Source organism: Bradyrhizobium liaoningense, assembly GCF_018130785.1.
Classification (GTDB): Bacteria; Pseudomonadota; Alphaproteobacteria; order Rhizobiales; family Xanthobacteraceae; genus Bradyrhizobium; species Bradyrhizobium liaoningense_A.
In genome coordinates this window covers 55,602-75,088 of record NZ_JAFCJT010000014.1, presented here as the reverse complement: position 1 = coordinate 75,088, position 19,487 = coordinate 55,602, and the positions used below count along the sequence as shown (strand labels likewise).

The following is a 19,487-nucleotide window of genomic DNA, read 5'->3' as shown; positions in this document are numbered from 1 at the left end:
GACTTCAAGCCATGCGTCAGACTTCAAGCCATTCCTGGCGCACGGCGGCATTGGCCTTGAGCTCGTCCGGCGTTCCCTCGAACACGACGCGGCCGTGGCCCATGATGTAGACGCGCTTCGAGATCCGCATCGCGATCGACAGCTTCTGCTCGACGAGCAGGATTGCGACGCCGGCCTGCGCGATGCGGGCGATGAGATCGCCGACCTGATGCACGATCAGCGGCGCGAGACCTTCGGTCGGCTCGTCGATCATGATCAGGTCCGGATCGCCCATCAGCGTGCGGCAGGTCGTGAGCATCTGCTTTTCGCCGCCGGACAGCACGCCCGCGGCCGTATCGGCACGCGCGGCGAGATTGGGGAACATGTCGAGCATGTCCTGAAGCCGCCATTTGCCGGGACGGCGCGTGTCCTTGACGCCGAGCAGGAGGTTTTGGCGAACCGTCAGGCTCGGGAAGATATCGCGATGCTCGGGAACATAGCCGAGGCCGAGGCGCGCGATCTTGTAGCTGGGAAGGCCGGCGATGTCCTTGCCCTTGAAGCGGATCGTGCCTTGCGGCGCGACCTCGCCCATGATCGCCTTGACCGTGGTGGAGCGGCCGACGCCGTTGCGGCCGAGCAGGCTCACGACCTCACCCGCGGCGACGTCGAGGTCGACGCCCTGGAGGATGTGGCTCTTGCCGTAATAGGCGTGGAGATCCCTGACCTCGAGCATCAGTGCGCTTCCTCGCCGAGATAGGCTTCCTTGACCTTCGGATCGCGCCGGATCTCCTCCGGCGTGCCCGATGCGATGATGTGGCCGTAAACCAGCACTGAGATGCGGTCGGCAAGGCCGAACACGACGCTCATGTCGTGCTCGACGATGACGAGGGTCTTGCCCTCGGTCAGTCGCCGGATCAGCGACACCGCGCGATCCGTTTCGGCGTGGCTCATGCCCGCAGTCGGCTCATCCAGCATGACGACCGTGGCCCCGCTCGCAATGGTTATGCCGATCTCGAGCTCGCGCTGCTCGGCGTAGGTCAGAAGTCCGGCCGGAACATCGCGCCGATGCGTCAGATGGATGTCATCCAGGATCTGGGCCGTGCGCTCGCGCACTTCAGGCAGGCTGTCGACATTCTTCCAGAAGGCATAGCGATGCCCCGTCGCCCACAGCACGGCACAGCGGACGTTCTCCCAGACCGACATGCGCGCGAACACGTTGGTGACCTGGAACGAGCGCGACAGGCCGCGCCGGTTGATCTCGAACGGCCGCAGGCCGGAGATCACATCGCCGTTCAGCTTCACCTCGCCCGATGTCGGCTTGATGTGGCCGCTGATCAGATTGAACGTCGTGGATTTTCCGGCGCCGTTCGGACCGATGACGGCGTGACGCTCGCCCTTCGCGACGCTGAGATTGAGGTCGCGGATGATGCCGACATTGCCGAAGCGCTTTTCGACGGCGCGGACTTCGATGGCTGCGCTCATGCCAGATACCCCCGGTCACGGGCGACCGTCGCAGCCCTGTCCCACGCGTCCGCGATCCTCCGCCAGGTCAGCCGCGCGACGAACGAGCCGCCGACCACGAGAACCGCTGCGGCAATCCACGTCACCGGGGACTTCGCATCGAAGGGAATGCCAAACAGGTTGATCGGGTCGCCACCGGAATAGCGCGCGACCGTCTCGATGGTGAGGATGACGCCGCAGGCGAGCGCCACGGTCGGCACGATCGCGACGAGATAGGACGGGATCACCGTCCACAGCGTTCCCGCGCGAACCAGCGGCCGGTGCATCATCAACAAGCCTGCGATACCGCCCGGCGAGAACATCACGATGCCGATGAAGATGATGCCGAAATAGAGCTGCCAGACGCTGGTGACACTGGTCAACCCGAGTTGCAGATAGGTCACCAGGATCGCGCCGAGGATCGGCCCGAAGAAATAGGCGGTGCCGCCGATGAAGGTTGAGAACAGCACGAGGCCCGACTGGATCGCGCCGAGATAGGCGGAGTTCGCGATCTCGAAATTGATCGCGGCGAGCCCGCCGGCGACGCCCGCGAAGAACCCGGCGAAGCAGAAGGCGATATAACGGACGACGTGCGGATCGTAGCCGATGAACTGGACGCGCTCGGGATTGTCGCGGACCGCGTTGCTGATCCGCCCGAGCGGCGTGCGCGTCAGCGCGTACATCGCAATCGCCGACAGCACCAGCCAGAACGCGATGAGGTAATATACCTGAAGCTGCGGCCCGAACGACCAGCCGAACATCTTGGGCAACGCCGTGCGATCCGTCGTGATGCCGGCTTCGCCGCCGAACACCGAGCGCAGGATCAGCGAGGACGACGCCACCAACTCGCCGATGCCGAGCGAGATCATCGCGAACACGGTGCCGGCGCGCTTGGTCATGACCCAGCCGATAATCATCGCGAAGGCGAGACCGCCGAGCCCGCCGAACAGCGGGATGAACGGCAGCGGGATCGGCCAGCCATGCGACACCACCGCATTCATCATGTGGCAGGCCGCGAAGCCGCCGAGGCCATAGTGCACGGCATGGCCGAACGACAGCAGGCCGGTCTGGCCGAGCAGGATGTTGTAGGACAGCGCGAACACGATCGCGATGCCGATCAGGCTGAAGGACGTCAGCGAGCCGCCGGACGAGAAGATCATCGGCAGGACGATCAGCAAGGCGATGCCGACCAGCCAGACGCCGTAGAAGCGCAGGCCGTCGCCGGCGGGCTTTGCCGGGGCTTTCGATGTCGAGGTCGTGGCCGTATTCATGATTCGCGCGTCCCCATCAGGCCCATGGGGCGTACGATCAGAATGATCACGAGCAGGAGATAGGGAACGATCGGCGCGACCTGGGCGATGGTGACGTTCCAGATGTCGGTAAGCACGGAGGGCCCCGCCGACGGATCGAGCGGACCGAAGGCGCTGGCGAGCGAGCCATTCAGCGCCACCGCAAAAGTCTGCACCAGGCCGATGACGAGCGAGGCGACGAAGGCGCCCGGCAAGGAGCCGAGGCCACCGAACACGATGACGACGAACAGGATAGGCCCGAGTGCCGCGGCCATGTCCGACTGCGTCACCAGGGCCGGTCCGGCAATGACGCCGGCAATGCCGGCGAGCGCGCTGCCGACTCCGAACACCACCATGAACACGCGCCCGACATTGTGGCCGAGATGCCCGACCATGTGCGGATGCGTCAGCGCCGCCTGCACGATCAGGCCGACGCGGGTGCGCTTGAGCACGATCAGGAGCGCCACGAAGATCACGACCGACACGGCCAGCATGAAGATCTTGTAGGCGGGATAGTTGGTCGAGAAGATCGTGAAGGCCGGGAAGTCGAGCAGCGCCGGCACGCGATAGTCGACCGGGCTCTTGCCCCAGATCATCGACACGATTTCTTCGATCGCAAAAGCCAGACCGAATGTCAGCAGCAATTCCGCGACATGGCCGTGCTTGTGGGTATTGCGCAGGCCGTAGCGCTCCACCGCCATGCCGATGGCGCCGACCAGCAGCGGCGCCAGCACCAGCGCCGGCCAGAAGCCGATCCACTTGGTGAGCTGGAAGCCGAAGAAGGCGCCGAGCATGTAGAAGCTGGCATGCGCGAAGTTGAGCACGCCCATCATGCTGAAGATGACGGTCAGCCCGCTCGACAGCAGGAAGAGCAGCATGCCGAACAGCACGCCGTTCAAGGTCGAAATGACAATGAGTTCAAGCACAGCGCACTCGTCTCTGTCCGGGGCCTGATGGCCCCGGTGAACATCGCCCAATCAAGAATAGTCCGGCCACCGCCTTCCCGCGACCGATGGCGGCCGCGGGAAAACGACGGATGTCGTGATTACGGCCGCGCCATCTTGCAGGTCGTGGGGACCATGGCCTTCTCCGTGTCGACCTTGGAGACGAGGTGCCAGCCCCAGCCGGTGTTTTCCTCATCGAACGGCTCATTCTCGGTCAGCTTGCCGAAGGAGGAAATGTAGATCGGCTGAAGGAACTGGTGGTCGTCCTTGCGCATGATGCCGGTGCCGCCGTCCAGAACCTCGAACTTCAGGTCCTCGAGCGCCGCCGCCACCTTCACGGGGTCGATCGAGTTGGCCTTCTCGGCCGCCGCCTTGAACATGCGCATCTCGTTGACCGCACGCGGGTACCAGAGCGACAGATTAACCTTGGCGCGGAACGCCTTCTCGTAATCCATCGCCGCCTTGTTGCCGGAATTGGCAAAGCCTTCGGTGATCTGGAAGACCTGATGATCGAGACCGGTCTGCTTGATGGCAGTCGGGCCGCCGGCGCCGCCGGCATAATAGGTATACCAATTGACCTTCAGGCCGGCATCGGCCGCAGCCTTGAGCAGCAGCGCGATGTCCTGGCCCCAGTTACCGGTGACGACGCTGTCGGCGCCGGACGCCTTGATCTTGGCGATATAGGGCGAGAAGTCCGTGACCTTGAGCAGCGGGTGCAGCTCGTCGCCGACGATCTGGATGTCCGGCCGCTTGGCTCCGAGCATCTTGCGCGCGTCGGTGCGCACCGACTGGCCGAACGAATAGTCCTGGTTGATCAGGTACACCTTTTTGATCGAGGCGGTGTCCTTCATGTAGTTGGTGAGCGCCTCCATCTTGATGTCGGAGCTCGCATCCCAGCGGAAATGCCAGTAGCTGCACTTCTCGTTGGTCAGGCTGGGATCGACGGCGGCGTAGTTGAAGTACAGCACTTCCTTGCCGGGATTTCGCGTGTTGTTCTTGGTGACGAAGTCCGACAGCGCCGCGCCGACGGACGAGCCGTTGCCTTGGGTGATGTAGTGGACCCCGGCATCGATCGCCTTCTGGGCCTGCACCAGGCTCTCCTGCGGATTGGTCTTGTTGTCGAGCGGCACGATCTCGATCTTGTGGCCGAGAATTCCGCCCTTGGCGTTGAGTTCGTCGGCCAGATACTGGAATGTCTTCAGGCCGCCCTCGCCGACGCTGGCGCCACCGCCAGAGAGCGGATCGATGTAGCCGATCTTGAGAGTGTCCTGGGCCGACGCGGCATGGCCGAGCATCGGGGCGACCACGGCAATGGCCAAAGTGAGCTTGCGCATCATTTCGTTTCCTCGCTGGCTATCGACTTTAGTCGATGGATCTTTCGCGCATGTTGCAGCGCAATTTCAGACCTCTAATGAGCAGAACGAACTTTAGTTTTCAAGCTCCGCAAGACATGGCTCCGGCCGTCGCTATGAAATGTGAAGGCGGCCGCCCGTCTCGTCGGCAGCTTTCCGCGACGAGGAATAGAACGCAAGGGGAAACTCGTCCGTGCGGCGCGACGACGCCGGTGTCGGAGCCGTCTACAGGCTGCGATAGTCCGCGATCCCTGACAGGTCCGGCGTGAACCCGAGCCCGGGTTCCTCGCCGAGGACGATCGTACCATCAGTGACATTGGCAACGGCACCGCAGAACCGGTCGCGCAGCGGATTGTCGTTGGCGTCGACCTCGAGCCAGCCATCGCCGCCGATGCCCGCCAGCAGGTGCGCCGAGGCAAGCAGTCCGATGCCACCGCCGAGATAATGCGGGCAGAACGTCTTGCCCGACTTCAGAATGTCGCGCGCGAGGCCAGCGCATGCGCTCAGCCCGCCCCATTTCGCGATGTCAGGCTGAACGACGCCGAGCACGTCTTCGGCCAGGACGTCCTTGAATGCCTCGACGCTCGAAATGTTCTCGCCCGCGGCCATCGGCATCGTCGCGCTCGCCCGCAGCCTGCGCCATTCCTCGCGCGGTCGATCGGCGCGGATGGGCTCCTCCAGCCAGCGCAGACCGAACTTGGCCAGCCGCGGCAGCATCTCCAGCGCCTGATCTACCGACCAGCCCTGATTGGCATCGGCGGCGAGCATGCCCGCACCGACGATCGCGCGCAGCGCGGCCAGATTGGCGAGGTCGGTCCCGGCACCGAATCCGACCTTCAGCTTGAGCGCGCGATGGCCACGCGCGAGCGCGGCTTCGGCCGTCTGCGCGGCGCCGCCCGGATTGATGCCACTGGCATAGACCTTGATCCTGCGCGACTGTCCACCGAGAAGCCGCCACAACGGCAAGTTCTGACGGCGCGCGAAAAGGTCCCACAGCGCGAGATCGATGCCGGAGATCGCCTGCGCGAACGGACCGGGCTCGCCGCATTGAAGCGCCAGCACTTCGGTACCCTCGGTCAGGGTCTCGAAGGCCTGAGCGGGACCGTCGAACCTGCGCCCGACGAGACCCGGAGCGAGCACTTCGTTGACGAGCCGGGCACGGTGCTCGGCGCCCGGTGCAGGAAAGTTGGACCAGGCTTCACCCCACCCCTCGACGCCGTCCTCGTCGAGCGCGCGAACGAAGACGGCCGGACGGTTGAGCATCTTGCCGAACGACGTCACCACCGGCGTCGCCAGGGGATAGCGATAGCAGAAGGCCTCGATCGAGCGGATGGTGAAGCTGTCAGTCATGTTATAGATCCTGCGATCGGGATGAGACCACGCGGGATCGCTACCATCTCAGTAGGCGCGCGCGAAGTCACCTTCCTGCTTGATATCGGTGAAGACAGGATAGCGCGCCTTCCACGGCGTGCCCTTGGCCGTGGTTAACTCGCTGAGCCGTTCCAGCACGTTGAGGCCATCCTTGCGCAGGCTGGCCGACACCGCTGCGCGGTCCGGAAAGTTCTTCAGGACGGCATCCAGCCAGATGGTGCGGCCCGCCAGGAAGCCACTTGCGCCTGCGGCATAGGAGTAGTCGAGCACGCGCTCGAACTTTTCGGGCGCAGCGCCGCCCGACAGCAACACCCAGGGGATGCTGCGGTCGCGGCAGATATCACCGATCGCATCGAACTCCTTCTGCGCGGCCTTTGCTTCCGCGCTGCCGTCACGGGCCGGCAGGCCGTTGGCCGCAAGCGGGCTCTCCAGCTTGAGGAGATCCACGTTGTATTCCGGCTTGGCGAACTCGCGCACGCTGTCGATGACGAGGCCCGGAAGCTTGCCCGGCGATTCCACGTAATCGGCGGTGTGATTGGCTGTGCCGAGGAACGGATAGACCAGCAGCTCGAGCACGTAGGGGATATCGTGGCGGGCGCAGTCCTCGCCGATCTCGCGCACGAACTTCTTTTGATGCTCGTTCACCGCGGCATCGGCGTCCGGCCGGTACCAGGCCAGCACCTTGACGGCGTCGCCGCCCATGGCGCGGATCTTCTCCACGTTCCAGTTGGTGATCGCGCGCGACTTGCGGCCGCCCGCGGTTTCCTCGACGCGATGCTCCTCCAGCGTCATGATCAAGCCGCAGCGCGGCGGCAGCAGATCGATCGCGGCAGGCACGGCAAAGTTCGGATCGAACAGCATCGAGCTGCAATGCGGCGCGAGGTTCTCGACGAGGAGACGCTTGGCCGCCGTGACGTCGGAATATTCGACCTGGTCGCGCGTGATGCCCTTCGCCTTTGCAATGGCATCGAACAGTGGCGGCCGCTGATCCAGCGCGACCATGCGAAAGTGGCCGTCCGCGTCAGCAAGCCGTGCCAGGCCGCGGTTCTTTCCAATCGTTCTCATGGCTTCGTCCTCATGAATACAAGACACTCGTTGATGGTGGGGATTCCATTGCGGCCGCCGGCGTGGCGGCATTTCATGGCAGCGGTCGCCGCCGAAAACGCCATGGCGGCGTGCACATCGAGGCCGGCGCCGATCGCGAGCGCATAGGCGCCGTGGAAGACGTCGCCCGCGCCGGTGGTGTCGACGACGTCGACGGCATAGGCGGCCTGTCGAAGCAGGCGGCCGTTCTCGTACCAGCTCACGCCCCCTTCGCCGCGCGTGACGGCGATGACGCGACAGCCGAAGCGCGCGAGCGCGGCCAGAGAATCATCCCTGGCCGAGCCGGCAAAGGATGTGAGCGCAGGCTCGGAGAAGATCGCGTGGTCGGTCAGGGGCAGCAACCGCTCGAACACCTCGGCATCGGCCATGTCGCCGTCGAGCACAGTCGGGATGCCGCGTGAGCGCGCTTCGCGGAACAGTGTCGCCGCGCCTTCGACCCAGCGTGGATCGGCCAGCACGGATGATGCGCGCGCGACGGCTTCGAGTGGAAGCCAATCCGCGGCCTCCGGGTAAAGACCTCGGAAATTGACGATCTGCCGCTCACCTGAGCTGTCGACGATGATTCCGGAGACGGACGAGCGGCCGTCGGGAAACAGCCGGAAGCTCTCGACATCGACGCCTTCAGCGGCGAAGGCCGATCGCATCTCGTGCCCCGCGGCATCATTCCCTGCCCGCCCCCAGAATGCGACGGACGCGCCGAGCTTTGCCACCGCCACGCTCGCATTGGCGGCCATGCCACCGCCGAGCGTGCCGTACTCGATGGCCTTGATCTTCTCGCTTCCACCCGCGAACGGCCGATCGACACGCCAGACCTGATCGAGCGCCGACAGCCCGAGGCAGATCACGTGCACGGGCTTCGTGCGGGACGCGACGTCCGCGAGATCTCCGATGTTGGCCGACGTGCTCACCGCAGAACCTGTCCGTTGGCCGCATCGAACAGATGCGTCTTGCCCGGCTGCGGACGCAGCGTGATGCGATCGCCGACCTTCGGCCGCAGCGCCGGATCGACGCGCGCGATGGCGGAGCCACCGGCGAGATCGAAATGGATCAGCGTATCCGAGCCGAGCGGTTCGACCAACTTGACGTCGATGGCGATGCCATCGGCGGCGTCGGCAGCGACGGCGAAATGTTCGGGACGAATTCCGAGCACGGCATTGCCAGCCTTGCTCAAGTGGCCTGCGGTCTCGCCGTCCAGCGGCACCACCGTCCTACCTTGCGAGAGGACTGCCCTTTCCTGGCGCCATTCGACCGGAAAGAAGTTCATTGCGGGCGAACCGATGAAGCCGGCGACGAACTGGTTGGCCGGCCGCTCGTAGACCGTCTCCGGCGTGTCGTATTGCTGGATGGTACCGTTCTGGAGCACCACGATCCGGTCGGCCATGGTCATGGCCTCGATCTGGTCGTGGGTGACGAAGACCATGGTGGTCTTCAGCTGCTGCGACAGCGCCTTGATCTCGGCGCGCACCTGCCCGCGGAGCTTTGCGTCGAGATTGGACAGCGGCTCGTCGAACAGAAATGCCTTGGGATTGCGCACGATCGCGCGGCCCATGGCGACGCGCTGGCGCTGGCCGCCGGAGAGCTCCTTCGGCTTGCGGTCGAGATAGGGCTCGATGTGCAAGAGCGCGGCGGCGCGCTTCACGCGGGCCTCGATCTCGGCCTTCGGCGTGCCCCGCAGCTCCAGCGCGAACGACATGTTGTCGTAGACGCGCATGTGCGGATAGAGCGCGTAGTCCTGGAACACCATGGCGATATCGCGCTGCGCGGCCTGTACGCCGTTGACGCGCTTGTCGCCGATATAGAGGTCGCCTGACGAGATCGGCTCGAGGCCCGCGATGATGCGCAGCAAGGTCGACTTGCCGCAGCCGGACGGGCCGACGAAGACGACGAACTCATGGTCCGCGATCTCGAGATTGAGATCGGGGATCACGGTGAAATTGCCGTAGCGCTTGGTGAGGTTGCGGATCGAGATCGAGGCCATGATCGGTCAGTCCAACGCCAGCACGGGCTTGATCAGCTCGCCCTTGGCGAAGCGGGCGAAATTTTCGGGCAGAGCCTGTAGGCCGAACTCGCCGTCGACGAGGACGCGGTACTCGTCCTTGTACTTGCGCAGCAGCTCGACATTCGGCTCGAAATCCGAGACCGGGAAATAGAAGGTCCGGATCATGTAGAAATCCTTGCGGCGGAACACCTTGCCCTCCTCGATGGTCCAGGGCGCGGCATTCTCGCCGACCAGCACCAGCGCGCCGCGCGGCAGCACGAGCTCGATGCCGAGGTTGCGCGCCGCATGCGCGCCCGAGCATTCCATGATGAGGGCAAAGCGCTTCGAGGTATCGCCGACCGGATGCGCCTTCGCCCCGAAGGATTGCGCGATCTTCAGGCGCGCCGGGTTGGGATCAGCCACATGGATGTCGTTGTAGCCGAGCGCGCGGAGCGCCAGCACGACGCCGAGGCCGACAGGCCCCGCGCCCATGACAAGGACAGGTCCGGCCTCGTTCGCCGGCACCACGCGGCTGACGAAGCGGACGGCGTGTCCTGACGTGCCGATGGTGTCGAGCAGCAGCGGCGCGAGGCTATCCTCGATATCATCGGGCACCGGCAGCAGGCAGTTTTCCGGCACCGGCACATATTCGGCATAGCCGCCCGGCCTGTTCCAGCCGATCAGGCTGGAGACTTCCAGACACATCTGGGTATCGCCCCGCTTGCAAGCGGCGCAATGACCGCAGTGCAAGGGGATGTAGACGGCGCAGCGGCGGCCGTTCAGGCGATGACCGGGCTGCTCGACGACGCCAAAGATCTCGTGGCCGGCGGTGAACTCGGCGCCCTTGTGCCAGAGCTTGAAGTCCGAGCCGCACAGCGCGGTGCGCGAGACTCGCACCAGCACCTCGCCGGCGCCGACATCGGGCATCGCCACGCGCTCGATGGTGATGCGGTCATTGCCGTGGAAGACCGCGGCCTGCATGATCGAATTCGGACGGGGCGACATGTTCATTTCGATACCTAGCCTTTCACCGCACCGAGGGTCAGTCCGGACACCAGCCAGCGCTGAACCAGGGCCGCCAGCACCAGCGGCGGCAACGCGATCAGCGTCGCAGCCGCCATGAGGGCGCCCCATTGCGTCGAGCCTTCGCCGATGAAGTTGAAGGCCGCCGCGATCAGCGTCTTGGTGTCGCCATTGGAGAGCACCAGTGCAAACAGGAAGTAGTTCCACGAGAACACGAAGGCGAGGATCGCCGAAACCGCGACGCCGGACGCCACCAGCGGCAGCGCGATGCGCCAGAGGATGCGCGTGACGCTGCATCCGTCGACTTGCGCAGCCTCGAACACGCTGCGCGGAATGCCGTCGAACGACGGCAGCAGAACCCAGATCACGATCGGCAACGTGATGACGGCGTGGCTGAGGATCAGCGCGGTGTAGGAGCCGATCATGCCGACCTGCCGAAACATGACGTACCAGGGCAGCAGGAACAGCGTGCCGGGCGCCATGCGCGCCGCGAGCGTCAGGATCGCCGGCCACGAAATGCGCGTCCAGGACACGGCGAAAGCGGCGGGGATTCCGAACAGCAGCCCGAGCGCGGTCGAGCCGACGGTGACGATGAGGCTGTTGAGCGCATAGCTCAGGAACGGCGTGGTCCTGGTCAGCTCGACATAATTGTCGAGCGTCGGCGAGAAGATCAGCGTGGGCGGATAGGCGGTGACCTCGAAGGACGGCTTGAACGAGGACAGCACCATCCAGACCGTCGGCGCCATGATGAGCACGCCGGCGATCACGAGTTGCACGGTGTTGAGCCAGCGGATCCAGCGGTCGGTGTTGGCGGCATCGGTCATGACATCACCACGCCACTGCGCCGCGCAGGCGATTGAAGGCGAGCACGGCGCCGAACACGATCGCCGTCAGCGTCAGCATCAGGGCGCTGGCATAGCCGATGTTGAAGAATTCGAAGCCGACCCGGAAGCCGTAGATGTTGAGCGTGTTCGAGGCGTTGCCCGGGCCGCCCTGGGTGGTGATGTAGATGATGTCGAAGAAGCGCAAGAGATCGACGCTGCGCAGGATCGCCGCGGTGACGATGGTCGGCAGCAGCAGCGGCAGCGTGATGCGCTGAAACGTCTTGAACGGAGATGCACCGTCGATCTGCGCGGCCTCGTAAACACTCGGCGGCAGCGATTGCAAGCCGCCCAGCACGATCAGGGCGACATAAGGCGTCCACTGCCAGCTGTCGATCAGCGCGACGGTCGGGATGACCCAAATCGGCGAGGCCAGCCAGTCCGACGGCGGCAGGCCGAACAACTGGAGGATGTAGTTGGCGGCACCGAGCGAGGGATCGAGGATCACCAGCCACATCATGCCCGCGACCACCGGCGGCATCATGAAGGGCGAGATGAACAGCGAACGCACGATGCCCGGCAGGCGCTTGGCGTGGAACAGCACCAGCGCAAGCCAGACGCCGAAGACGAGCTGCAGCACCAGCGACAGCACGAACAGCGCGATGGTGATCCACAGCCCGTGCCAGAATTCGTAGTCGGAGATCAGCTTCGAATAATTGGCGAGGCCCGCAAAGGACTGCTTGCCGGTCGAGGAAAATGTCTGGAAGCCGAGCCAGACCGTATAGATGACCGGAAACGCGATCATCGCGACCGTGAAGATCACGGCCGGCGCCGAGAGCGCCGCCATCTCCAGCTTCTGCCGGTCCTGCGTGAGTGTCGCAGCCGTGTCAGACATGCGTTCGTGTCCTCGATCGAGTTAGGTGCCGGCCGGCGGGAAGCCGGCCGGCATCGGGCGGTTAGTTCAGCGCGATCAGCGCGTCCAGCGCCTTGTCGGCATCCGCGCAAGCCTGATCGACGGTCTTCTGCTTCAGGATCAGATCCTGCACCGCCTGCCCGATGAACTCGCGCGATTGCGGGTTCGCGACGATGGGATAGCCGACTTCGGACGAGCCCTTGGTAGCGAGCACGTCGAGCGCAGCCTGCCATTCCTTCCGCACCGGTTCCTCGTCGATCCACTTGCGATATTCAGGATCGTTCGCGACGGACGGACGCGGCGGCGCAATGCCCTGGAGCGCCATCTTCTTCTGCACCTCGGGGCTGGTCGCCCATTGCACGAAGTACCAGGCCGCATCCGGCTGCTTGCTGTGCGAGGACACCGCCATGCCCCAGCCGATCGTGGTCGGCACCTGGCCGGCTTCACCCGCCGGGAATGGCAGCAGGCCGGTGTCCTTCAGGCGCGCGCCGCCTTCCATGACTGTACGCAGCTCATTGGAAGATTCGAACGCCATCGCAGCGCGGCCGCCGCGATACAGCGCGGAAATCTGCTGGAAGCTGTAGTTGACGACGCCGGGCGGTCCGAAGTCGCGCAGCAACCGGCTATAAGTGTCGAGCGCCTCCTTGCCCTTGGCCGAGCAGAGGTTCGACTTGCCGTTGGCGATGTACGTACCGCCGACATTGTGCAGCATGTTGCTGAAGGTGTACGCAACCGCGGGCTTGAGGCCGCGCGAGACGAACGGCGTCACCGCGCTGTCGCAAGCCTTGATCTTTTCGGCGGCGGCCTCGACGTCCTTGATCGTCTTCGGCGCCTCGAGGCCGCACTTCTTGAAGATATCGGTGCGGTAATAGAAGATCGGCCCTTCGAGATTCATGGGCATGCTGGTCAGCTTGCCGCCGAAGGTCGCGGCCTTGAGCAGGGCCTGGCTCAGCCCGGCCGGGTCGTATTCCTTGGCGACCTCGTTCTTGGCCATGGCGGTGAGATCGCCGTACCAGCCGGCGGCGGCGAACTGCTCGCCCTCGCGCGAGGGCAGCGTCATGAACACGTCGACCTCGTCGCTGTTCGCATTCATGACGGTGACCAGACGCTGGCGCATCTGCTGTTCCTGATAGCCGTCGACCTTCAGGGTCATGCCGGTCAGCTTTTCGAAATCGGCCTTGTAGGTCAGGAGTGCCTGCGCCACCGGATTGTTGTTGGCGAGAAAGGTGACGGTCTTGCCCTTGAACTTCATCCAGTCGAAATCGGCCGCGTTCGCCTGCACGCTGACGGCGGCTATCGCGAGAACGGGCAACGCGACGTGGGTCGCGAACATCCTTGCCTTCATTGAACTCTCCTCCCGGCTGGCCGCCTTAAGTTGGCGGACCATTTTGAACTCGTTTGCACACCACTTGAAAACGGTTACAAAATAGACCTCACATCCGCCGTGTCAAGCGATGGACAAGCCGCACAATCTGCGGCAGATTTACGACATTCTCGCTACCAGGCCGCACCCAGCACAGGATGTAACGTTACATTCATGAGACTGACCAACGCCAAGTCCATGAAACAGGGCATCCGCGCCGTGGCGGCCCGGGCCGGCGTTTCGACCGCATCGGTCTCGCGCGCCCTCAACAATCCAGATGCGGTGAGCCCCTCCTTGCGTGCACGCATCGAGCAGGCCATCGACGCGCTGGGCTATATCCCGCACGCGCCGGCGCGCATTCTGTCGTCACGTCGCTCGCGTACCCTTGGCGCGATCGTGCCGACGATCGACAACACGATGTTCGCGCGCGGCATCGCTTCGCTGCAGCAATATCTCTCCTCGGTCGGATACATGCTGTTTCTCACCACCAGCGGATACGATCTCGACGTCGAACTGCAGCAGGCACGCAATCTGATCAGCCGCGGCGTCGACGGCCTTGTGCTGCGTGGTGACTGCCATCACGAGGGATTGCGCAAGCTGCTCGCGGACAATGCGGTGCCCTTCATCAACGTCGGCATCTACCAGCCTGACAGACCCTACCCTTGCGTCGGAACGAACAACGAAGCCGCCGCCCATCGCGCCGCCGCGCATGTCATCGAACTCGGCCACAGCCGCATCGGGATCGTCTCGGCGCTCCAGCGTAACAACGACCGCGCCAGCGCCCGCGTCGCCGGCTTTCGCCGCGCGCTCACCGAGAACGGGCTCGCACTTCCCCCGCAATGGCATGTCGAGGTGCCCTATACGCTGGACGACGCGCGCGAGGCGGCGCGCTATCTCCTGAATCTCAAGGACCGCCCGACGGCCGTTGTGTGCGGCAATGACGTCATCGCCTACGGCGTGCTGCTCGAGGCGGAGCGCGACGGGTTCTCCGTGCCGCGCGACCTGTCTGTCGTCGGCTTCGACGACCTCGACTGGAGCAGGCATTTGCGGCCGAGCCTGACCACGATCCATGTTCCGACCGGAGAGACCTGGCAGCGCGCCGGCGAATACCTGGTGCGGAGCCTTGCCGGCGAGCAGACCATCATGCACCGCGAGATCGACTTCTCGCTGGTGGTCCGCGAATCGACGGCTTCGCCCGCGAAATCCTGAAGAGAGACCCTCCCCATGAGTTCAAATTTTTCCCTCGGGCCCGGCTTTCATGCCGTCGTGATCGGCGGCGCCGGCGACATTGGCGCAGCGATCAGCAACCAGTTTTGCGACCTCGGCGCGACTGTCACTGCAACCGGCGCGAACGAGGCCGATCTGGCCCGCACCCTGCTCAAGCCGCGCGCTGGCCTCACGCTCGCGACGCTCGATGTCACCGATGATCAGGCCGTCACGTCCTTCGCCCGGCAGCACCGGCGCGTCGACGCGCTGGTCAACTGCGCCGGGATTCTCGCGCGCGACAAGGAATTCGAGATCGAGACCTTCATGAAGGTGCTCGACGTCAATCTCACCGGCACGTTCCGGACCTGCATGGCGTTCCGTCCCCAGCTCGCGGAGCGTAAGGGTTCGATCGTCAACATCGCCTCGATGAATGCCACGCTGGCGCTGCCGCGAATTCCCGCCTATTGCGCCAGCAAGGGCGGCGTCGTGATGCTGACCAAGGCACTGGCTTTGAAGTGGGCCGAGGAAGGCATCCGCGTCAATGCCGTCGCGCCCGGCTATATCGAAACCGCGATCAATGCCGCGGGCCGCACCGATCTCGCACATTATCAGCGCATCGCCGATCGCACCGCCTTCAAGCGCTGGGGGCAGCCGGAAGACATTGCCGGCGCAGTTGCCTTCCTCTGCATGCCGGCCTCGCAATACGCGACCGGCACCGTCGTTGCCGTGGATGGCGGGTTTCTGGCGGGGTAGTGCGCAGCCCTATGCGCCGAGCGCCTTCCGGTTGAACGTCCGCAGGAATCGGAGCGACAACGTCCGCACGTTCGCGACGTTCAACAGCCAGGCCGCAGCGGCATAGGCAAGGCCGCCCGCGAGGCTGACGATGATCAGCGACACGATGCCGGTGCCGCTGGCCTGCGACCGCGCGAGTAGGATAGCAGCGGCCATCGCCGCTGCCGAAGCGGCAACGCCCACGAGACGGTTGAAGTCGAACGGCACGGGATGGGCGCGGTGCATCAGGGCGACGGCGACGACGAGGCCGAGCGCTTCGGTGGCGAGCGTGGCGAGTGCCGCGCCGTAGAGGCCGTAGCCGGCGACCAGCGCGAACATCAGTGCCACGCTCAGGACGAGCGTGAGGAACGACTGCGCCGCCAGCATGAAGGGCCGCTCGGCGAGCTGGAAACTGATCTGGACGTAGAACTGGTTGGCGATGCCGAAGAAGCGCGCGAGCACCAGCGTCGGCAGCAGCGCCGAGACGCCGGCCCGGAAGTCGACGCCGACGAGCGTACCCGCGACCTGGTCGGCCGCGAGCGCGAGCCAGACGGCGACGGGCGCGACGACGACGAGCAGCAACTCGAAGCTCTCGGTCAACCGCTCCCGCGTCGTCTCGCTGTTTTTCTCCGACAGCGACCGGAACACCAGCGGCACAGTTGCCGCGGCGACGCTGGAGGCGATCATGACCATGAACTGGCGCGGCAGATCGGCGGCGACGCCGAAAATGCCGGCGGCGTCCTTGCCGAGCAGATAAGCGACGATGAGCCGGTCGCAGGCCGAATAGACCGCAACGGACAATCCGGCCAGCGTCAGCGGCAGGCCGTAGCGCGCCAGCTGCAAGAACTGGCTGCGCTGGAAGCGCGCGATCTTCGTGCGGTCGCCGACGAGATTGAGAATGATGCCGGTGAGCGAGCCCAGGCCGAATGCGGCGAGCAGTCCCAGCCCTCCCCAGCCGAGCCAGATGCCGAGCAGGCCAAAGCCGACGCTCGACACGCTGCGGACGATCGAGATTGCCGCAAACCTGTAGGGGCGCAATTTGGCGCGTTCGAATTCCTGGCCGACATCGACGGCATTGGCCATGATCGCGACGAACATGCTGGCGAGCAGCAGCTCGACACTGAGGTCGCTGCGGAACAGGAAGACCAGCGGCGTGGTGGCGCAGAGCACCGCGGCCGTCAGCGCGAAGGCAACCATCGCCGTGCCGCGAAAATCCACCTCCGCCGACATCGCCTGATAGCGCGACACCGACAGCTTGATCCAGGCAAAGAAGATCGCGCCCAATATGCCGGCGAGGCTGATGCCGACGACATAGACGCCGTACTCGGCCGGCGTCAGCAGCCGCGTGTAGGCCGTGACGGCGAAGAAACCCACCGCTGCGGGCAGGATGTAGGCAACGAGATAAATCGAGAAATGGCGGTTCAGCATGCGGGACCGTTGCGATGATGACGGCCGATAATCAATGGGCCTTGGCAGGGCGAACGAACTGCGTCCCAGCATCTCTCAAGAGTGTCACATAAGTCTGCAGATCGCGCGGCGAATGAGGTTTCAGCGCCGCTTTCGGCCGTTAGCGTTAAATTTGCCCTTTCGCTGAAGCGGTTTCCGCGATCATGAATGAAACCATGATCCAGACTGGAACAGGGATGCAGCGCCACGCGCGTTGACCCGCCGAACCTCCGCAAAGGTTAACCCAACAAAGGAAAACCCCGGCGCCGCAAGGCGTCGCTTGGTACGATGGCGCGTTGGTTCCAAAAGGAACGTCCTGACGTGACCAGGCTCGACAGACGCGAATTTCTCCTCGGCAGCGCCGCAGCACTCGCGGCGGGCGCAACGGCCTCCGCCGCCCCGGCATCAAAACTCGCGCAGCGCCGCCCGGGCTTTGGCGCTGCCGCCACGCTCTGGGACCTGCAAGCCGATCCCAGGCTCGGCGAAGCCATCAGCACCTATTGCACGCAGGTGGTGCCGGTACTCGAGCTGAAATGGCCGATGCTGCGGCCGAACGCGCACACGTTCAATTTCGAGCGCGCCGACGCCATCCTGGATTTCGCGCGGGACAACGACCTGACGATGCGCGGCCACGCGCTCGCCTGGTATCACGACATTCCGGACTGGACCAAGCAGATCAGGGACACCAAGGGCGTCGAACGTGCCTATGTCGACCACATCGGCACCGTCGTGTCCTACTACAAGGACAAGCTGACGTCGTGGGACGTCGTCAACGAACCGATCCCGGACAATCCGAAGAAGGTCACCGACCGGCGCGATACGTTCTGGACGCAGCATCTGGGCAACAGCTGGATTCCGCTGGCCTTCCGAACGGCGGCCGCAGCCGACCCCTTCGTCAAGCTCGCAATCAACGAATATGACATCGAGTCGGCGAAGGACTCATTCATCGCCAAGCGCGCGGCGTACCGCAACCTGATCATGGATTTGCTCGACCAGGGCGCGCCGCTGCACGCCGTGGGCCTGCAGTCGCATCTGCATGCCGAGCTCGAGATCGACACGCATGGCCTCGCCGAATTCGTCACCGAGCTGCGCTCGTGGGGCCTTGAGGTGCTCGTCACCGAGCTCGACGTCGACGATCAGAAGCTGACGGGCAATCCGGCGGAGCGCGACGCTATCGTCGCCAAGCGCGTCGACGACCTGCTGACCGCGATCTCGACCAGCGGCCCGGTGCGCTCGATCCTGACCTGGGGCCTCTCGGATCGCTATAGCTGGATCAACGGAACCTTCGCCCGGGCGGACAAGCAGCCGAATCGCCCCTTGCCGCTCGACGGCGAGTTCAAGCCGAAGCCGTTCATGGACGTGATCAGCAAGTTCACGAGGGACGTCTGAGGCGGCCTATCGTGCCTTCGGAACCTCGAAGACCGCAGCGTCGTCCATATGATCCGGCGCCAGGCTCGGACCGCGACGATCGCGCGAGCTGAGGCGGAACACGTCGCGGATGTCGTCGACAGAGGTCGACGAATAGGACTGGATGCAGAGCGCGACCTGTTCGGGCGAAGCGGCGCGCATCATCGCTTCGATGGCCGGGCGGTCGAGCGGCGTGTCGTCCCAATGCGAGACCGCGATGCTGTCTTCGGTGACCCGATGGGTGGCCAGATGCGCGGGCGAGTTCGCGACGAAGTGGCCGTACATCAGGTACTCCGAGAACTTCTTCTTCCGGCACAGCGCCAGAACCCAGTTCAATCCCGTCGCCGACTTGATGGCATCGGTCATCGCACGCGCGGTGTCCTTGTCCCAGACCAGTGCGTTGCCGACATAATCGTCGGCGGGGAACGAGCGCTGCTTGATACCGAGAAGCTGATCGACGGTACGCAGCCACAGCCCATGCAACGGGTGGTCAGCACCGATGTCCTTCGGGGTGACGAACAGCGGCGTCTTCTCAGCGCCGGCATATTGGCCGACGTCGAATTCGCGGAAGAACAGATTGTCCGAATCCAGGATGCAGACGCGCTGCTCGGAAGCGTTGAGGACACCGGCGATCTTCAGGATCTGCTGGATGTGCCAGCCGTGCACCGGGGACGACAGCAGCGACAGCCACACGCGGCGCTTGCTGAGGAACTGAAGCGCCGGCGGCAGCGCCCAGAGCCATTTCGGCAGATAGCGCGAGGCCGGGACGATGACGCGCTTGTCTGAAGCAAATCGCTCGAACAGCGGCACGTCCTCATCGTTAACGAGAACATAATGCCGCGTGTATCCCGAGAGCCAGGTGTCGATGCTCTCGCTGAGCAGCGAAAAGCGTTCGATATCCTTGGCGTAGCTGGCGGTCAGCAGGGCAACGGAATGCATGGAGCGCGCTCGAATGGCCATCAAGCCGCACTCATAGCCGCACCGCGAGATGCTGGAAACTCACAAACGGAATCAAGGTAA

Annotated in this window: 18 protein-coding genes; 3 read left to right on the top strand and 15 right to left on the bottom strand. The window is 64.5% G+C overall.

Going from position 1 to position 19,487, the window contains the following annotated elements:
* Nucleotides 1–16 precede the first annotated feature (16 nt).
* The 13 genes from JQ627_RS25000 to JQ627_RS24940 form a co-directional block, all read right to left on the bottom strand.
* Complete coding sequence (locus tag JQ627_RS25000) at nt 17–712, bottom strand: ABC transporter ATP-binding protein (RefSeq protein WP_212486755.1); 696 nt, start codon at nt 710–712, stop codon at nt 17–19.
* Complete coding sequence (locus JQ627_RS24995; protein WP_212486754.1) at nt 712–1,461, bottom strand: ABC transporter ATP-binding protein; 750 nt, start codon at nt 1,459–1,461, stop codon at nt 712–714. Before JQ627_RS24995 ends, JQ627_RS25000 begins: the two co-directional genes overlap by 1 nt.
* Nucleotides 1,458–2,750, bottom strand: coding sequence for a branched-chain amino acid ABC transporter permease (locus JQ627_RS24990; RefSeq protein ID WP_212486753.1), 1,293 nt, complete (start codon nt 2,748–2,750; stop codon nt 1,458–1,460). The genes JQ627_RS24995 and JQ627_RS24990 overlap by 4 nt, the downstream gene beginning before the upstream one ends.
* Entirely contained in the window at nt 2,747–3,694 is a 948-nt protein-coding gene (locus JQ627_RS24985; protein ID WP_212486752.1) for a branched-chain amino acid ABC transporter permease, read from the bottom strand. The genes JQ627_RS24990 and JQ627_RS24985 overlap by 4 nt, the downstream gene beginning before the upstream one ends.
* Nucleotides 3,695–3,813: 119 nt before the next feature.
* Complete coding sequence (locus JQ627_RS24980; protein ID WP_212486837.1) at nt 3,814–5,046, bottom strand: branched-chain amino acid ABC transporter substrate-binding protein; 1,233 nt, start codon at nt 5,044–5,046, stop codon at nt 3,814–3,816.
* A 243-nt stretch (nt 5,047–5,289) separates the two neighbouring features.
* A complete protein-coding gene (locus JQ627_RS24975; RefSeq protein ID WP_212486751.1) occupies nt 5,290–6,414 on the bottom strand; it encodes a mandelate racemase/muconate lactonizing enzyme family protein in 1,125 nt (374 codons plus the stop codon).
* Between the two features lie 48 nt (nt 6,415–6,462).
* Nucleotides 6,463–7,500, bottom strand: a complete 1,038-nt coding sequence (locus tag JQ627_RS24970) for a tagatose 1,6-diphosphate aldolase (RefSeq protein WP_212486750.1) — start codon at nt 7,498–7,500, stop codon at nt 6,463–6,465.
* On the bottom strand, nt 7,497–8,447 hold the full coding sequence (locus JQ627_RS24965) for a sugar kinase (protein WP_212486749.1): 951 nt from the start codon (nt 8,445–8,447) through the stop codon (nt 7,497–7,499). Before JQ627_RS24965 ends, JQ627_RS24970 begins: the two co-directional genes overlap by 4 nt.
* Nucleotides 8,444–9,517, bottom strand: coding sequence for an ABC transporter ATP-binding protein (locus tag JQ627_RS24960; RefSeq protein WP_212486748.1), 1,074 nt, complete (start codon nt 9,515–9,517; stop codon nt 8,444–8,446). Before JQ627_RS24960 ends, JQ627_RS24965 begins: the two co-directional genes overlap by 4 nt.
* 6 nt (nt 9,518–9,523) lie before the next feature.
* Nucleotides 9,524–10,528 (bottom strand): zinc-binding dehydrogenase, encoded by a 1,005-nt coding sequence (locus JQ627_RS24955; protein WP_212486747.1) that lies wholly within the window; start codon nt 10,526–10,528, stop codon nt 9,524–9,526.
* Between the two features lie 8 nt (nt 10,529–10,536).
* Nucleotides 10,537–11,364, bottom strand: coding sequence for a carbohydrate ABC transporter permease (locus JQ627_RS24950; RefSeq protein ID WP_212486746.1), 828 nt, complete (start codon nt 11,362–11,364; stop codon nt 10,537–10,539).
* Nucleotides 11,365–11,368: 4 nt separating this feature from the next.
* Nucleotides 11,369–12,256 (bottom strand): carbohydrate ABC transporter permease, encoded by an 888-nt coding sequence (locus JQ627_RS24945; protein WP_212486745.1) that lies wholly within the window; start codon nt 12,254–12,256, stop codon nt 11,369–11,371.
* Between the two features lie 61 nt (nt 12,257–12,317).
* A complete protein-coding gene (locus tag JQ627_RS24940) occupies nt 12,318–13,619 on the bottom strand; it encodes an ABC transporter substrate-binding protein (protein ID WP_212486744.1) in 1,302 nt (433 codons plus the stop codon).
* Nucleotides 13,620–13,811: 192 nt separating this feature from the next.
* Between JQ627_RS24940 and JQ627_RS24935 the strand changes: the two genes are divergently transcribed.
* Both JQ627_RS24935 and JQ627_RS24930 read left to right on the top strand, forming a co-directional pair.
* Nucleotides 13,812–14,846 (top strand): LacI family DNA-binding transcriptional regulator, encoded by a 1,035-nt coding sequence (locus tag JQ627_RS24935; RefSeq protein ID WP_212486743.1) that lies wholly within the window; start codon nt 13,812–13,814, stop codon nt 14,844–14,846.
* A gap of 15 nt (nt 14,847–14,861) precedes the next feature.
* Nucleotides 14,862–15,596 carry an SDR family NAD(P)-dependent oxidoreductase gene (locus tag JQ627_RS24930; protein WP_212486742.1) on the top strand — a complete coding sequence of 245 codons (735 nt, stop codon included), beginning with the start codon at nt 14,862–14,864 and terminating at the stop codon, nt 15,594–15,596.
* 9 nt (nt 15,597–15,605) lie between these two features.
* Here the strand turns inward: JQ627_RS24930 and JQ627_RS24925 are convergent, their stop codons facing one another.
* On the bottom strand, nt 15,606–17,042 hold the full coding sequence (locus JQ627_RS24925; RefSeq protein ID WP_212486741.1) for a lipopolysaccharide biosynthesis protein: 1,437 nt from the start codon (nt 17,040–17,042) through the stop codon (nt 15,606–15,608).
* 339 nt (nt 17,043–17,381) lie between these two features.
* Between JQ627_RS24925 and JQ627_RS24920 the strand changes: the two genes are divergently transcribed.
* The gene (locus JQ627_RS24920) at nt 17,382–18,449 is read left to right on the top strand and encodes an endo-1,4-beta-xylanase (RefSeq protein WP_212486740.1); all 1,068 of its coding nucleotides are present in this window, start codon (nt 17,382–17,384) and stop codon (nt 18,447–18,449) included.
* 6 nt (nt 18,450–18,455) lie between these two features.
* Here the strand turns inward: JQ627_RS24920 and JQ627_RS24915 are convergent, their stop codons facing one another.
* Nucleotides 18,456–19,406 carry a DUF6492 family protein gene (locus tag JQ627_RS24915; protein WP_212486739.1) on the bottom strand — a complete coding sequence of 317 codons (951 nt, stop codon included), beginning with the start codon at nt 19,404–19,406 and terminating at the stop codon, nt 18,456–18,458.
* Between the last annotated feature and the right edge of the window lie 81 nt (nt 19,407–19,487).